The 14,676-nt window shown below is 51.6% G+C and carries 14 protein-coding genes; 7 read left to right on the top strand and 7 right to left on the bottom strand.

What is annotated here, in order from left to right; translation table 11 throughout:
- Window position 1: 1 nt before the first annotated feature.
- Entirely contained in the window at window positions 2–2,407 is a 2,406-nt protein-coding gene (locus WCN91_RS02860) for a VolA/Pla-1 family phospholipase (RefSeq protein ID WP_342676095.1), read from the bottom strand.
- Between the two features lie 197 nt (window positions 2,408–2,604).
- Here WCN91_RS02860 and WCN91_RS02855 point away from each other — a divergent pair, with 197 nt between their 5' ends.
- Window positions 2,605–3,351, top strand: coding sequence for a YciK family oxidoreductase (locus WCN91_RS02855; RefSeq protein ID WP_342676093.1), 747 nt, complete (start codon window positions 2,605–2,607; stop codon window positions 3,349–3,351).
- Between the two features lie 52 nt (window positions 3,352–3,403).
- On the opposite strand, the gene rluB is transcribed toward WCN91_RS02855, so the two are convergent.
- From rluB to rnm, 5 genes are read right to left on the bottom strand one after another with little or no spacing between them, the layout of a single operon-like run.
- A complete protein-coding gene (gene rluB / locus WCN91_RS02850) occupies window positions 3,404–4,273 on the bottom strand; it encodes a 23S rRNA pseudouridine(2605) synthase RluB (protein WP_342676091.1) in 870 nt (289 codons plus the stop codon).
- A complete protein-coding gene (gene scpB, locus WCN91_RS02845; RefSeq protein ID WP_342676089.1) occupies window positions 4,273–4,860 on the bottom strand; it encodes an SMC-Scp complex subunit ScpB in 588 nt (195 codons plus the stop codon). The genes rluB and scpB overlap by 1 nt, the downstream gene beginning before the upstream one ends.
- Window positions 4,861–4,918: 58 nt before the next feature.
- Complete coding sequence (locus WCN91_RS02840; RefSeq protein WP_342676087.1) at window positions 4,919–5,734, bottom strand: segregation and condensation protein A; 816 nt, start codon at window positions 5,732–5,734, stop codon at window positions 4,919–4,921.
- A complete protein-coding gene (locus WCN91_RS02835) occupies window positions 5,731–6,351 on the bottom strand; it encodes an L-threonylcarbamoyladenylate synthase (protein ID WP_342676085.1) in 621 nt (206 codons plus the stop codon). The genes WCN91_RS02840 and WCN91_RS02835 overlap by 4 nt, the downstream gene beginning before the upstream one ends.
- A gap of 19 nt (window positions 6,352–6,370) precedes the next feature.
- Window positions 6,371–7,210 carry an RNase RNM gene (rnm, locus tag WCN91_RS02830; RefSeq protein WP_342676083.1) on the bottom strand — a complete coding sequence of 280 codons (840 nt, stop codon included), beginning with the start codon at window positions 7,208–7,210 and terminating at the stop codon, window positions 6,371–6,373.
- A gap of 521 nt (window positions 7,211–7,731) precedes the next feature.
- On the opposite strand from rnm, the gene WCN91_RS02825 reads away from it, so the two are divergent.
- Genes WCN91_RS02825 through trpA form a run of 6 tightly spaced genes read left to right on the top strand, consistent with a single transcriptional unit; the run spans window position 7,732 to window position 14,274 of the window.
- On the top strand, window positions 7,732–9,327 hold the full coding sequence (locus WCN91_RS02825; RefSeq protein ID WP_342676081.1) for an anthranilate synthase component 1: 1,596 nt from the start codon (window positions 7,732–7,734) through the stop codon (window positions 9,325–9,327).
- On the top strand, window positions 9,324–9,914 hold the full coding sequence (locus tag WCN91_RS02820; RefSeq protein ID WP_342676079.1) for an aminodeoxychorismate/anthranilate synthase component II: 591 nt from the start codon (window positions 9,324–9,326) through the stop codon (window positions 9,912–9,914). The genes WCN91_RS02825 and WCN91_RS02820 overlap by 4 nt, the downstream gene beginning before the upstream one ends.
- 3 nt (window positions 9,915–9,917) lie before the next feature.
- A complete protein-coding gene (gene trpD, locus WCN91_RS02815) occupies window positions 9,918–10,922 on the top strand; it encodes an anthranilate phosphoribosyltransferase (protein ID WP_342676077.1) in 1,005 nt (334 codons plus the stop codon).
- A complete protein-coding gene (gene trpCF, locus WCN91_RS02810; RefSeq protein WP_342676074.1) occupies window positions 10,915–12,279 on the top strand; it encodes a bifunctional indole-3-glycerol-phosphate synthase TrpC/phosphoribosylanthranilate isomerase TrpF in 1,365 nt (454 codons plus the stop codon). Before trpD ends, trpCF begins: the two co-directional genes overlap by 8 nt.
- 7 nt (window positions 12,280–12,286) lie before the next feature.
- A complete protein-coding gene (gene trpB / locus WCN91_RS02805; protein ID WP_342676072.1) occupies window positions 12,287–13,471 on the top strand; it encodes a tryptophan synthase subunit beta in 1,185 nt (394 codons plus the stop codon).
- Complete coding sequence (gene trpA / locus WCN91_RS02800) at window positions 13,471–14,274, top strand: tryptophan synthase subunit alpha (RefSeq protein WP_342676070.1); 804 nt, start codon at window positions 13,471–13,473, stop codon at window positions 14,272–14,274. The genes trpB and trpA overlap by 1 nt, the downstream gene beginning before the upstream one ends.
- Here trpA and WCN91_RS02795 read toward each other — a convergent pair.
- Window positions 14,271–14,546, bottom strand: a complete 276-nt coding sequence (locus WCN91_RS02795; RefSeq protein WP_342676068.1) for an HU family DNA-binding protein — start codon at window positions 14,544–14,546, stop codon at window positions 14,271–14,273. The two genes, trpA and WCN91_RS02795, sit on opposite strands and share 4 nt — an antisense overlap.
- Window positions 14,547–14,676: the final 130 nt, after the last annotated feature.

The raw sequence follows: 14,676 nt of genomic DNA, 5'->3' as shown, positions 1-14,676 counted from the left end.
TTTATTGCGCTATAACGTCTGTATTGGTGACAGCAAGCACGGTGCCCTTAGATTTTAAGTAAGCAGCCACTTGTTGTTGCATTTCCATGTTAGCGGCGGCGCTGTCTTGAGCTGTAGCACCGGCACTTAGGTTCGCAGCTGGAGTTAGCAAGGTACCGTGATGGCCTTTACTAAAGCGTACAAGGTAACTTTGCGGCGCTTGTGTCATTTGCGGCTGTGACGTAACGGTCGCGCCCATCAGCAGGGCCAAAGGCATGGTACCTGCGATTGGGTTGCTTGCGACTGTCGGTGGGATCACAGTATCGGCTTTATTTTGAGCACCATCGCCAACAACAACCCCGGTATAAACAGGAATATTTAAGTCTTTAACACGCATTGCATAGTTGCTCGCATCGCCTGCATCTAACGCGGTTTGAGCCGCAAATGCAAATTCAGTGATCAGACTTTTAATATTCGCCAGGCCTGTTGTATCTCCCAATGCAGCCAACTCAGCGCTAAAGGCTGCAAAGCTACAGCCTACATACGCCTGTTGATTGGATATATAGTCAGCACAACTTGCTAGGGCACCATCTTGTAAGAAGGCACCAAAGGCCAATGATTCCGCCGTGCCCGCGCCAGCCAAAACTGAGCCCTGAATAAAGGAACCGAAAGAGCCCGACTCAACCAGGAAACTTGCAACACCCCCCCCACCACTGGCAAGCGCTACCGTGTTCACTTTAAACAAGGGGTCCACCTGAGCCGCCAAAGGCGCATTGGTTGTAGCCAAAAATGCCGGCGCAACTACCGCACCTAATGAATGGCCAACAAAACTTACATCCAAGGTGTTAAGCTCAGCATCTTGGGCAAAATTTAACGCCAGTCGTAAACCAAGTAAATCCGCCGCAGACTGACGAAGGTTATCACGCGCAACAAGCAGTGAGTTGAGGTTCATATAAGCAAGCACCGAACCCGTTGATGCGTTAAAGTCATCTACACCGTCAAGATCCACATCTATACCACGCTCCCCATGGTTAGGGTGATCAATGGCAACGGTTGCAAAACCTTGCAAGCTTAGCGCTCCACTCAACGCCAGCATATCTTCTTTTTTGCTGGTAATACCATGCTGCAAAATAACCACGGGCCAGCCGCCTGCAGGCATGCTCATTGCTGGTAAACCTAACTGGCCACGAATGGCGTTAAGAGTGGCCAAATCGCTTGGCTTAGTAACCTGCACAGGTACATTAGCGATACTCTGTACTTTGGGGATCTTGTTGTACTTGGTAAGATGGCGCTTGTCATCCAAGCCAAGGTCGCGCAGCAAACCGCCGCTTAAGGCATGACATAAGGCGTCGTCTGCAGACAGAGGCTGCTCAGGGAAGGCTTCGCCCACTTTTTCTTTATAGCCCATCACAGCAATGGCATTGTCACAGGCCCCTTGCCAATAAACGTCGTTTAAATCGCTAAGTTCGGTACCTTCAGGAGTCTTCAGGTAGTTTGGCAGCAGTACGCTGCCCTTCTCATAACTCACCGCATTAAACATCGCAGGCACATTTTGCATGCCTTGCATAGCAAAAAGCTGACCCACGGTGATCAGCGGTTGATCCGGAATTTGCACCGCAGGTGTTGGCAGGCTTGGCTCTTGCAAAGAGGCCGCCAGGATACTCTTAATGGTGCTCAGCACCTCGCCGGCCGATTGCATGGTCATGGCCGCAGAATAAATAATGTCGTCTTTATTAAGGTCTGTGTTGCCGACTATGACATTTTCATAGCTGTTTAACACGGCTTGCAGTGACTTTTGCTCTGGAGTCACCAAAGGCTCTTCACCGCTTGCCAAAGCATAAGTCGAAGAGGATGCAATAGAACGGCCTTCACTGTCTTTTAGGCCAGTTGTTAATACCGTGATATAAGAGCGGCCTTGCGTGAAAGGTTTCAATGGCACTACGGCCACCGCATCACCACTGCCTTGGGTGATAAAATCTACGCCGAAGCTGAGTTCTTTAACAAACTCACAGGCGATACCAGCGGGTACAGGGGCACACGTTTGTGAGCTTTGATCTGCGCCCATCACTACTTCAAAAATACGTACGCTACCCGGGGTGGCTGCCGAGGTTGCATCTAAGCTTACGCCAGCTGCGAATTTTAAGTCGATTTTAAATGGCGTTTGTGTCGACCAGCCGTCTAAGGCACCTAAGGCCAACTGGGGACTGCTGTAATCATCTCCTTCGCCAGGGATCACTAGAGTGCCGTCTTGAGTGCCGCTAAATAGCAGGTCGTTAGGAACCGACACAGCACCGTTACTTGGGTCAAAAACCACGGTGGATTGCGGAATGACTGCCGGGGTTTCTGTTTTGATTTCTTCGAGCGTGTCTTCGCTGCCACAGCCAGCGAGAGCAGAAGCTACAGCGAGAGAAAGTAGCATTTTTTTCATTGTGTTGGCTCCAAACCTGTTCTTATTGTTCTGCGCAAATAATGTTAATCAAAAGGATAAAAAATCGTTAATGACACATTAGACCAGTTTAACTTATCGTAAACGGGTACGTTTCGCCACTTAAATTTGTAATAAATCACTTACTTGTTTATCGACTGTGGTAAAATCCAGCAAAAATCATGCGCTAGGTGTTACTGATGCAAAACTACAATGCAAGTGCGGACGCACTAGACCAAAAAACCATACTCGTTACCGGAGCCGGCGACGGCATCGGCCGTGTTGCCGCCCTGACTTACGCCAAGCACGGTGCTACCGTGATCTTGCTGGGTAAGACCACCAAAAAACTCGAAGCCGTGTACGATGAAATTGTTGCCGCCGGTTACCCACAGCCTGCGATTGTACCTATGGATTTAAAAGGTGCCACCAAGCAAAACTATCGCGACCTAGCTGCTACCATAGAGCAGCAATTTGGCAAGCTTGATGGCCTGTTGAACAATGCCAGTATCCTCGGCTCTCTAGGTCCCCTTGAGCACTTTTGTTCATCGACCTTTGAAAGCATTATGAAGGTGAATGTCACCGCCCAAGCCCTGTTAACCAAGGCCATGTTCCCTGTGCTACGCAAGGCGCCACATGCTTCTATTATCTTTACCTCATCGGGTGTAGGCCGCGAGGGTCGTGAATTTTGGGGTGCCTACTCTATCTCTAAATTCGCCACCGAAGGCATGATGCAAACTTGGTCAAAAGAAGTGGGTAAAACCAATATCCGCATCAACTGTATTAACCCAGGCGCAACCCGCACCAGCATGCGTGCCAGCGCCTTCCCAGGTGAAGACAGAGATAAACTGGCGACGCCAGAAGATTTGATGCCAACTTACCTGTACCTGATGAGCGATGACTCAATCGAGGTAAATGGTCAGTCGCTGGATGCGCAACCGAAAAAGTAAGCGCTAAAAGCAAAAAACGCCGTTAATACGGCGTTTTTTATTTCTCAGCAGCTTATCTGCGTTTCTTTTGCTGCTGCACACGTTGATTGTGCTTTTTCACCGCCTTACGAATACGGTTCACCTGAGCGCGTTTATCCTTACGCTTAGGCTGCAGCTGCTCTACGGTCAACTTGGTTTGCTTTTCCGGGCGCAGGCCAACACTCTTACGTAAGTAGTTTACGCGACCCAGCTCCAGCTCTATCCAGCCGCCTTGCGGTAAACGCTTGTCCAAATCCAGCTCACCGTAGCGCACACGAATAAGACGGGATACTTCCACGCCCTGCGATTGCCACATACGGCGTACCTCACGGTTACGGCCTTCACTCAGGGTCACATTAAACCACTTGTTGATCCCCTCACCGCCCATGGGTTTGATGGTATGAAAGCGTGCCGGGCCGTCATCTAATTCAACGCCCTTTGTCAGGGTTTTCAAGGTGTCATTGGTGACATCACCAAATACACGTACCGAGTATTCACGCTCGATTTCATAGCTGGGATGCATCAGGCGGTTTGCCAGTTCACCGTCATTGGTAAACAACAAAAGGCCCGAGGTATTGATATCCAAACGGCCGATGGCAATCCAGCGATCGCCGTCGATACGCGGCAGGCGGTCAAACACGGTGCGACGGCCTTCAGGATCTTTACGGGTACACAATTCGCCTTCCGGCTTATGGTACATAATCACCCGACAAATGCGCTCCGCTGGTTGCTCAATCTTGACGATATGACCGTCAACACGGATCAGCTGGGTCGGTTCAACTCTATCGCCCAAACGCGCCACTTTACCGTCAACGCTGACACGGTTCCCTTCGATGTACTTTTCCATCTCACGACGGGAGCCAACACCGGCACGGGCTAACACTTTTTGTAACTTTTCACTCATTAAGATGGTTCTCTCACAGAAGGATCATGCAATAGTTTTTCTATCTGGCTTTGCTGCTGCGCCGGTAAAGGCGGTAACTGCTCCAAACCAGATAAAGAAAAATAGTCTAAAAATTCATTGGTGGTGGCATACAAGGCCGGTCTTCCCGGTACTTCTTTATGACCCACTACTTTAACCCAGCCCCGCTCCTGCAGGGTTTTGATAATATTACTGGCCACGGTGACACCGCGCACCTGCTCAATCTCGCCTCGGGTAATGGGCTGGCGATAGGCGATAAGCGACAAGGTCTCCATCAGCGCCCGGGAATACTTAGGCGCTCGCTCCACGAACAGCTGACTTAGCCAAGGGCTTAAGCTGCTACAGGCTTGAAAACGATAGCCCGAGCCCACCTTGACCAGGCGAATGCCGCGGGTTTGATAATGCTCTTCTATGCTTTCCAGTGCCTGGTTTAGCCGCTTGGGCGTCACGCTGATATCACTGAGTAGGGTTTCTTTTAGTTGTTTTTTTGTCAGTGGTTGTGGTGATACAAAAATAGCCGCTTCAATAAGCTCGACCAGTTGCTCATCACTAATACGTCTGCTGCTCATAAGTGCACCTCCGTCGCAACGGCTATTATGGCAGAGCCGGGCCCGAAGGCAAAGCGCTTCATGCCTCTTGTGGTTTTAAGCGCACATGAATAAGAGACTCGCTCGTGGGCTGCTGGCACAAGATCAGCCCTTCTTTGGTCAGCTCTAAAATGGCGATAAAAGTAACGACTACACCGGCACGGCCTTCAGATACGGTAAATAAGGCATGAAAGTCGAGGTAACCGGGCGCCTGTTGCAGCCGCGCGAGAATATCACTCATGCGCTGGCGGGTAGACAAGTGCTCTGGGCTAATATGATGATGCTCAAAGGTTTTTGCCCGCGCCATCACATCACTTAGGGCCAGCATCAGATCCTGCATGGAAACATCAGGGAACAGCGGCTCGGGCTTAGCCTTTTCATCAACCAGGGCATGGGCGGTAAAGATATCCCGCTCAAGGCGCGGAATTTCGTCCAGGAGCTCTGCCGCCTTTTTAAATTGCTCGTATTCCTGTAGACGGCGCACCAGCTCGGCTCTGGGGTCTTCTTCGTCTTCACCCAACTCCTGATGTACCGGTAACAAAAGTCGCGACTTAATTTGCGCCAACAGCGCCGCCATCACCAGGTATTCCCCCGCCAGTTCAAGCTGAAACTCGCGCATCATCTCCACATACTTCATATATTGCTCTGTAATGCTAAACACAGAGAGCTCAAGCACATCAAGCTTATGCTTTTTGATCAGGTATAAAAGTAAGTCGAGGGGGCCTTCAAAGGTTTCCAGTACCACCTCTAAGGCATCGGGAGGAATATACAAGTCCTCCGGCTTTTCTATTACGGCTTCGCCGCGGATAAAGGCCAGAGGTAACTTTTGTTGTTTTGGGGCGAGCAGCTCTGTCATTGAAATGGACTTGGGTCGCCACAGCCTATACGCAGCACCTCGATATCGTCTTCGGACATATCTATCACAGTAGTGGCCTGCTCACTTAAATAGCCGCCGTGAATAATCACGTCCACCTGTTTTTCCAAACGTAGGCGGATTTCATCCGGATCTGACTCGGTAAACTGCTCACCGGGTAAAATTAGCGAGCAACTCATCAAGGGGGCGCCCAGCTCTTCTAGTAAAGCCTGGCTGATAGGATGGTTGCTGACGCGAATACCTATGGTTTTCTTTTTCTCATTAAGCACCCGGCGCGGCACTTCTTTGGTACCTTTTAAAATAAAGGTATAGGGCCCCGGGGTATTGTTTTTAATCAGGCGGAACATCTGGTTATCAACCCGGGCATAGGTGGCAAGCTCAGATAAATCGCGACACATCAGGGTAAAATTATGGTGCTTTTCGATGCCGCGAATGCGGGTGATACGCTCCTGGGCTTGCTTTTCACCTAGCTGACAGCCGATGGCATAACCCGAGTCGGTTGGGTAGACCACCACCCCACCTTGGCGAATAATGTCCACCGCCTGCTGAATAAGGCGACGCTGCGGGTTTTGCGGATGAATATGAAAAAACTGACTCATGGCTGTCCTTGGTATTGTTTTATGGCTGTGACTGCCAGCGTTGCCATACGCCATCACAGTCTTTTGGTAAGTATAGGTTCTTTCCTAATTCTATGTAAGGTAAAGGGAAATGGAAATCTGAACCCTGTGAGCACAAGAGCCCATTTTCACGCGCCAGCTGGCCTAAAAACTGCCGCTCACAGGGCGCCTGCTGGGTTTGTGCCACTTCCATGGCATCGCCGCCTAGACCACTAAACTCGCCAATAAGCTTGCGCAGCCATTTATTCGACATCTTGTAACGCGCGGGGTGCGCCAACACCGCCTGACCACCGGCGCTGTGAATAGCGTCTATAGCCGTGCCCATATTGCACCAGGTGCTTGGCACATAGCCGGTATTGCCTCGGCTTAAATATTTTTTAAACACGCCCTGCATGGTTTTTGCCGCGCCCTGGGCCACCAGCACACGGGCAAAATGGGCGCGGGTTACCTGGGCTTTTTCAGCGAGCGCCAAGGCCTGCTCATGAGTGTTTTCAAAACCGGCTTTATCCAGACGTTCACCAATTTTAAGCGCACGTTCTCTGCGTTTTTGCTGCTGTTGGCCGAGCAATTCGTTAAGCTCTTCGTTTTCAGTATCCACCTGCAGACCAACAATATGAATTTCAAAGCTATGCCAGCGGGTGGATATTTCAACCCCAGGCACTAAGGTCAGCGGCAGGTTCAACTCGCTGATGGCGGCCTGCGCCGGCGCAATACCCGCCAAAGTGTCATGATCGGTCAGGGCCAACACATCCACGCCCTTATCTGCGGCGCGCTGCACAAGCTCAGCAACGCTTAACTTGCCATCGGAAAATTGACTGTGGCTGTGGAGATCATACTTCAACGCGGTTATCCCATTTGTTCATACTGTTAAATCCCTGGCAGTGTACCATTTTATCCGGCGCCTAGGGGCAACTTATGTCATTGCCTAGGCCAGCAAAGTTTTCTTTGCACTTTTATGCCCCTTGGGGTTGACTCTGATGCCGAGGTAAGTTTTACTAATTGGCATAATTTTTCGGTTCAAAAAGAAATACAGATGCGCTCAGCAAAACTAATTCATATCACTTGGTGGTGGCACTCGAACTAGCGGGTGGGATTAGTCGTGGCTGTAGGTAGCACAGAACTGATAACAAACCCGCCCATGTCGCGGGTTTTTTTGTAACTAAATTTGGTAACTAACAATGATTTTTACTCAGTCTAAACACATGATGATTTGGTGGTGGCACTCAAACTAGCGGGGTGGGCCTGATCATGGCTGAGCAATTTTCAAACCCGCTGCTTATCCTTAAGTCAGCGGGTTTTTTATTATGTAGCGTTTAAAACCGAACAAATCGGTTAAAACAAAAGGGAATGAGGACCTTTTTTATGATATTTAGTCACATCTCGACGACCGCCGGGCAAGTGACCAGCATTAGTTTGCGACGGGATTATATTCCCTCCGCGCTAAGCCTGTTTGCCAAGCTGGATAAGAGCAATGCCTTATTGCTGGAGTCGGCGGAAATCGACTCCAAAGCCAACTTAAAAAGCCTGGTGCTAGTCGATGCGGCGCTGCGCATTGAGTGCAACGGCAACCAGGTACAGGTTCAGGCCTTATCCAACAATGGCGCCCAGCTCCTGCCTTATTTGCAGCAACACCTAAGCGATGCCAGCACCGAGTTGCAAAATGACACCCTGAATATTTGCTACCCAAGTGTTAACCAAAACCTTGATGAGCATGCCAAGCTCAAGGCCGCGAATGCTTTTGATACCCTAAGACAATGTATTGAGCGTATCGACAGCAACGGTGACAACCCCTTCTCGGTGTTTCTCGGTGGCGTAATGGGCTATGACATGGTCGCCAACGCTGAAGCTTTACCCGGCGTGCCCACCAAGGAAAACACCTGTCCCGACTATGTTTTTTATCTAGCCGAAACTTTGGTGGTAATAGATCATCAAGAACAAAGTACAGAAATTATCGGCAATGTCTTTAATGGCCCCGAGGTTCATGCCAATTGTTTTGAGGTTGGACAACAGGTTGAACGCCTTAATACGCTCTGTGACGACCTGAGCGAATTCACGCTAGCGAGCACAACAAACCCCTTATCGCCAAGCCAGGCTCAGGTCGATATTGACGACGCCCGTTTTATGGCCCAGGTTAGCCAATTGCAGCAGCATATTATCGATGGTGATATTTTCCAGGTCGTGCCTTCGCGCACCTTTACCTTGCCCTGCACTGAGCCGCTGGCCGCCTACGCCAGATTGAAGCAGCAAAACCCCAGCCCTTATATGTTTTACCTGCGCGATCAGGATTTCAGCCTGTTTGGCGCTTCGCCTGAGTCAGCACTGAAATATTGCGCCAGCAGCAACCAGGTTGAGGTCTACCCTATTGCCGGTACCCGACCACGTGGTAAAAACGCCGACGGCAGTATCAATCTCGACCTCGACTCACGTATTGAGCTGGATCTTCGTGATGATGCCAAGGAGCGCGCCGAGCATATTATGCTGGTTGATTTGGCTCGTAACGATGTCGCCCGCATCAGCAAGGCCGGCACCCGTTATGTTAAGGAGCTGCTGAAGGTCGACCGCTATTCTCATGTGATGCACCTGGTATCGCGCGTTGTCGGTCAATTGAAGGATGATTTAGATGCCCTGCACGCCTATCAGGCCTGCATGAATATGGGCACCCTGGTCGGTGCTCCTAAAGTCAGCGCCGCCCGCCTAATCCGTGAGGTAGAGCAAAAACGCCGTGGCAGTTATGGCGGTGCCGTGGGTTATCTTACCGGCGATGGCTCCATGGACTCCTGTATCGTCATTCGCAGTGCCTTTGTCAAAGACGGCTATGCCCATGTCCAAGCCGGTGCCGGCGTGGTGTTTGACTCAGACCCACAAAGCGAAGCGGATGAAACCCGTGCCAAGGCCAGTGCCGTGCTAAGCGCCATTGCCGCTAGCCAATCTGCTGGTGAAAAGGAGACAAGGGCATGAAATATAAGATTTACTTCTTAGATAATATCGACTCATTCAGTTATAACCTGGTGGATGAGTTTGCCCAGCTAGGACAAGACCTGGTGGTATATCGCAATACGGTGGATGCCCAGAGCATTTATCAGCGCATGTGCGCCGAAACCCAGCCCGTGGTGCTGGTACTCTCTCCCGGTCCTGGTGCGCCAAGCGATGCCGGTTGCCTGATGGCTTTAATTGAGCTGTGCCGTGGTCAATTTCCCATTCTTGGTATTTGCCTTGGCCAGCAAGCATTAACCCAAGCCTATGGTGGTACTGTCGGTCACGCCAAGGAAACGGTGCACGGTAAGTCATCGGCTATTTCCTTGGCACCACATCCGGCGTTTAGCGGCTTTGGCGATACTTTAGTGGTGGCCCGTTATCATTCCTTGGTGGCAACCAGCGTATCGGCTGAGCTTGAGGTGATCGCCGAGTACGACGGCATGACCATGGCCATTTGCCAGGCGCAGGATAAGGTGCTCGGGTATCAATTCCACCCGGAGTCGATCCTCACGCCCAATGGCGCCCAGTTACTGCGCCAAAGCCTAGACTATTTGACCGCTAAGGAGTAAGCCATGGACGTATTAGCACAACTATACCAACAGCAGGACCTGAGCTTTGCCCAGGCAGAAACCCTGTTTAACGACATTATGCAAGGACGTGTGGACGATATTAGCCTGGCGGCCATACTCACGGCACTTAAAATCAAGGGCGAATGCAGTGACGAAATCGCCGGTGCGGCCTCGGCCATGCGCGCCAATGCGCTGCCCTTTCACACCCAGGCCACTGACTTAATCGACAGCTGCGGTACCGGCGGCGATGGCGCTAATACCATAAATATCAGCACCACCGCCTCTTTAGTAGCCGCTGCCTGTGGCCTTAATGTGGTCAAACACGGTAATCGCAGCGTCTCTAGCAATAGCGGCTCTTCCGACTTGCTTGCAAGCCTGGGCGTCAATATTAATATGACCCCGGAGCAGGCGGCTAATTTGCTGGAGCGAACCGGTTTTACATTTTTGTTTGCGCCCCTGTATCACAGCGGTGTAAAACACGCCATGGCGGTGCGCACCACCTTAAAAACCCGCACCTTGTTTAACCTGCTTGGCCCCTTGGCAAACCCGGCCAAACCTCAGGCACAACTGCTTGGTGTGTACGACCCGGCCTTATGCCTGCCGATGGCAAAAACCCTAAAACAACTGGGTTGCCAACGCGCCATGGTAGTGCATGGCAGTGGGACCGATGAAATTGCCCTGCACGGCGACACTAAAGCCGTAGAGCTAAATGATGGCCAGTTGCGCGAATATACCTTAAGCCCCAGCGACTTTGGCTTGGCACACTTTAGCCTGGACGAACTCAGCGGCCAGGGCCCAGAATATAATGCCAAGGCCACGCGCGCGATTTTAGCAGGCCTTGGGAGCGACGCCCATAACGGAGCCATTATTGCTAATGTCGCCGCCCTGTTAGTTATCAATAAAAAGGCGAGCAGCTTTAAAGAGGCCGCCGAGCAGGTGCGCCAAGTCCTAGCCAGCGGCCAGGCACAACACACACTTAATGCCATTATCGAGGTGAGCCATGGCTAATGTTTTAGAAAAAATCGTCGCCGACAAGCGCGTCGAAGTGGAAGCACGCAAACAGGCACGCCCACTGGCAAGCTTTAGCGCGCAAATCGAGCCAAGCCAGCGCGATTTTTATGCTGCCCTGAGTGCGGCGCCAACGAGTTTTATTCTCGAATGTAAAAAAGCCTCACCGTCAAAGGGCTTAATTCGCGAGGTGTTTGACTTAGAGAGCATCACCTCTGTGTATAAGCACTACGCCAGCTGCATCAGTGTGCTGACCGATGAAAAGTATTTTCAAGGCAGCTATGATTATCTGACCAAGGTGCGTACCCTTGTGGATCAACCTTTGATCTGTAAAGACTTCTTTATCGACCCCTACCAGGTTTATCTGGCGCGCCTGCACGGCGGCGATGCCATTTTACTTATGCTGTCGGTGCTCGATGATGACACCTATCAGGAATTGGCAGCGCTGGCGCATTCGTTGAATATGGCGGTGCTGACCGAGGTCAGTAACGAAGAAGAAGTCACTCGTGCCCTGGCCCTAGATGCCAAGATTATCGGTATCAATAACCGCGACCTTAGGGACTTAAGCACGGACTTGGCGACCACGGAGCGCCTGCGAGCACTTATTCCTGAAGATAAATTGGTGATCTCAGAGTCCGGTATCTACAGCCATCAGGATGTTAAGCGCCTAAGCCCCTTGGTGGATGGCTTTTTGGTTGGCAGCTCACTGATGGCCCAGGCAGATTTAGAAGGGGCGTGTCGCAGCCTGATCCTTGGCGAGAATAAGGTCTGTGGCCTGACTCGCATCCAGGATGCTCAGGCCGTGTACCAAGCCGGTGCCTATTATGGTGGCCTTATTTTCTACCCGGGCTCGCCCCGTTATGTGGATATCGACTGCGCCTCGGCCATAGTCGACAGCGCACCACTGCGCTATGTGGGCGTGTTTGTCGATGCCGATATTACGCAGGTCAGCGAGTACGCCAATCGCCTTAAGTTGGCCGCAGTGCAATTACATGGTCATGAAGATGAGAATTATATTCGCACCCTGCGTAACACCTTGCCCCTGACCTGCCAAATCTGGAAGGCTCAGGCGGTGGCCGACTCCCTTCCCGAGGGCATAGCTGGAGTAGACAGAGTGCTGTATGACACCTATAGCAAGGCCGCCAAGGGCGGTACAGGCGTGCAGTTCGACTGGAATTTACTCGGCGGCGCCACGGCGCCCTATATGCTTGCTGGCGGCATTCAAGCAGACAATATCGGCAGCGCCCAGCAAACCCAGGCTTTGGGCTTAGATTTAAATTCCGGGGTGGAGTCCAGCCCTGGGAAAAAATGTATTAATAAGATTAACGCTGCCTTTGCGGCAATTAGGAATTACTGAGGTAGTTATGAAAAATTCAGCCTATTTTGGCGACTTCGGCGGCATGTATGTGCCGCAACTTTTGGTCCCGGCGCTTAAGCAGCTAGAAGATGAATTTAACAAGGCGCAACTGGATGCCAGCTTCCAGGAAGAGTTCCACTCATTGCTAAACGAATATGCCGGCAGGCCAACGCCCCTGACATTAACCCGCAATCTTGTCAAAAACCCTAAGGTAAAGCTGTATCTTAAGCGAGAAGATCTGCTCCATGGCGGCGCCCATAAAACCAACCAGGTGCTCGGCCAAGCCCTGCTTACCAAGCGAATGGGCAAAAAAGAAGTGATAGCGGAAACCGGTGCCGGACAACACGGCGTGGCCACGGCCCTGGCCTGCGCCTTACTCGGCCTTAAATGCCGGATTTATATGGGTGCTAAAGACGTCGAGCGCCAACAACCCAATGTGTTTCGTATGCGCTTAATGGGCGCCGAAGTGATCCCGGTCACCGCCGGCTCCGGCACCTTGAAAGACGCGGTTAACGAAGCGCTACGCGACTGGTCTGCCAACTATAAAACCGCGCACTATCTATTGGGCACGGCAGCTGGGCCGCACCCCTTCCCGACCCTGGTGCGTGAATTCCAAAAAATGATCGGTGAAGAAGCCAAGCAGCAGGTATTGGCGGCGGAAGGCCGCTTGCCGGATGCGGTGATTGCGTGTGTTGGCGGCGGCTCCAATGCCATCGGCATGTTTAACGACTTTATCGACGAGCCTGGCGTCAAACTGATCGGCGTTGAGCCTGCGGGCAAGGGTCTGGACAGCGGTGAGCACGGCGCCACCTTGTGCAAAGGCACCAAGGGCGTGCTGCACGGTGCCTACACCTATATTATGCAAACCGAGCAGGGACAAATTGAAGAGTCCTACTCGGTATCCGCAGGCCTAGATTACCCTGCGGTGGGACCACAGCACGCCTATTTACATGAAACTGGGCGCGCCCAGTATGTGGGCATTACCGATGATGAAGCCCTGGATGCTTTTAAGGCATTGGCTCGCAACGAAGGGATTATTCCCGCACTTGAGTCCAGCCATGCCCTGGCCTACGCCTTAAAATATGCCGAGCAGCAAGAGCAGGACACCATTTTAGTGGTGAACCTCAGTGGCCGAGGGGATAAGGATCTGGCCCATGTCCACACTGTGTTACAAGCAAAAGGAGAGCAGTAATGAATCGCTATAGAACCACCTTCGCCAACCTAAGTGCCAATAACCAAGGTGCCTTTGTGCCTTTTGTCACCATAGGCGATCCCAACAAGGAGCAAAGCCTGGCGATTATTAAAAGCCTGATTGATGGCGGCGCCGATGCCCTGGAGCTGGGCATTCCCTTCTCCGACCCCATTGCCGATGGCCCGGTGATACAAGAAGCCAATATTCGCGCCTTGGCGGCAAATATCGATACCGATACCTGCTTTGAAATCATCAAGCAGGTGCGCGAGTATAACGCCGATATTCCCATCGGCTTGCTGCTGTATTCAAATCTGGTGTTTGCCAAGGGCATAGATAATTTTTATCGGTTGGCCAAAGAAGCGGGTGTTGACTCTATTTTGGTTGCGGATGTGCCTTTGCATGAGTCCAAGGTCTTTCGCCGTGCGGCCATGAGCCAGGGCATAGCGCCTATTTTTATCGCTACCCCCAATGCCGACGATGACACCTTACGCCAATGTGCCTCCTATGGCCGCGGCTACACCTATTTGCTCTCTCGCGCCGGGGTCACAGGCACAGAAACAAAAGCGCAAATGCCACCTCAGGAGTTAGTCACTAAGTTGAGCGAGTATAACGCCGCTCCAGCCTTGCTGGGCTTTGGGATCAGCACCCCGGAGGATGTAAGGCAAGCGCTGCACAGTGGTGCCAGCGGTGCTATTAGTGGCTCGGCCGTGGTGAAGATCATTGCCCAGCACTTAGATGATGAAGCGGCCATGTGCCAAGCACTACGCGAATTTTGCGCCGAGATGAAGGCGGCGACCCGCTAGGCTTGTAATCGGTCTTTAAGTGCCTTGGCGCACTTAAAGGCCACCTTGTTTTGCCCGGCAATTTCGATTTGCTCGCCAGTTTGTGGATTGCGGCCCATTTTGCTCGGATGATAGCTCAAGGAGAAATTGCCAAATTTGGGAATAAATACCGCATCACCTTCGTGTAATGACCGACTAATAGCATCGAGCATGGCCGTAAGTGCCGCACCGCATTGCTTTTTCGTTAAACCGCTGTGTTGCCCCATGGCATCAATAAGCTGTTTTTTATTCACTTGAATCCCTACTAAAAACTTTAAAGGCGGGCAGCCTAAAAGCGCAGCCCTTAAATGTCAAACCCAGCCTTTGCCCTTGAGCTTAGGCGCCGATACTGGTAAAACACCTGCTACCAGAAGTAATGGATGT

It is taken from the genome of Pseudoalteromonas qingdaonensis (genome assembly GCF_038739665.1).
In the GTDB taxonomy this organism is placed as follows: domain Bacteria; phylum Pseudomonadota; class Gammaproteobacteria; order Enterobacterales; family Alteromonadaceae; genus Pseudoalteromonas; species Pseudoalteromonas qingdaonensis.
Note: the sequence above shows the minus strand (reverse complement) of the source record. Positions and strands in the feature narration are given on the sequence as shown.

Bases quoted from the DNA above. Each gene is read 5' to 3' on its own strand.
- WCN91_RS02860 (WP_342676095.1), bottom strand. From the start codon at position 2,407: ATGAAAAAAATGCTACTTTCTCTCGCTGTAGCTTCTGCTCTCGCTGGC.
- WCN91_RS02855 (WP_342676093.1), top strand. From the start codon at position 2,605: ATGCAAAACTACAATGCAAGTGCGGACGCACTAGACCAAAAAACCATA.
- rluB (WP_342676091.1), bottom strand. From the start codon at position 4,273: ATGAGTGAAAAGTTACAAAAAGTGTTAGCCCGTGCCGGTGTTGGCTCC.
- scpB (WP_342676089.1), bottom strand. From the start codon at position 4,860: ATGAGCAGCAGACGTATTAGTGATGAGCAACTGGTCGAGCTTATTGAA.
- WCN91_RS02840 (WP_342676087.1), bottom strand. From the start codon at position 5,734: ATGACAGAGCTGCTCGCCCCAAAACAACAAAAGTTACCTCTGGCCTTT.
- WCN91_RS02835 (WP_342676085.1), bottom strand. From the start codon at position 6,351: ATGAGTCAGTTTTTTCATATTCATCCGCAAAACCCGCAGCGTCGCCTT.
- WCN91_RS02825 (WP_342676081.1), top strand. From the start codon at position 7,732: ATGATATTTAGTCACATCTCGACGACCGCCGGGCAAGTGACCAGCATT.
- WCN91_RS02820 (WP_342676079.1), top strand. From the start codon at position 9,324: ATGAAATATAAGATTTACTTCTTAGATAATATCGACTCATTCAGTTAT.
- trpD (WP_342676077.1), top strand. From the start codon at position 9,918: ATGGACGTATTAGCACAACTATACCAACAGCAGGACCTGAGCTTTGCC.
- trpCF (WP_342676074.1), top strand. From the start codon at position 10,915: ATGGCTAATGTTTTAGAAAAAATCGTCGCCGACAAGCGCGTCGAAGTG.
- trpB (WP_342676072.1), top strand. From the start codon at position 12,287: ATGAAAAATTCAGCCTATTTTGGCGACTTCGGCGGCATGTATGTGCCG.
- trpA (WP_342676070.1), top strand. From the start codon at position 13,471: ATGAATCGCTATAGAACCACCTTCGCCAACCTAAGTGCCAATAACCAA.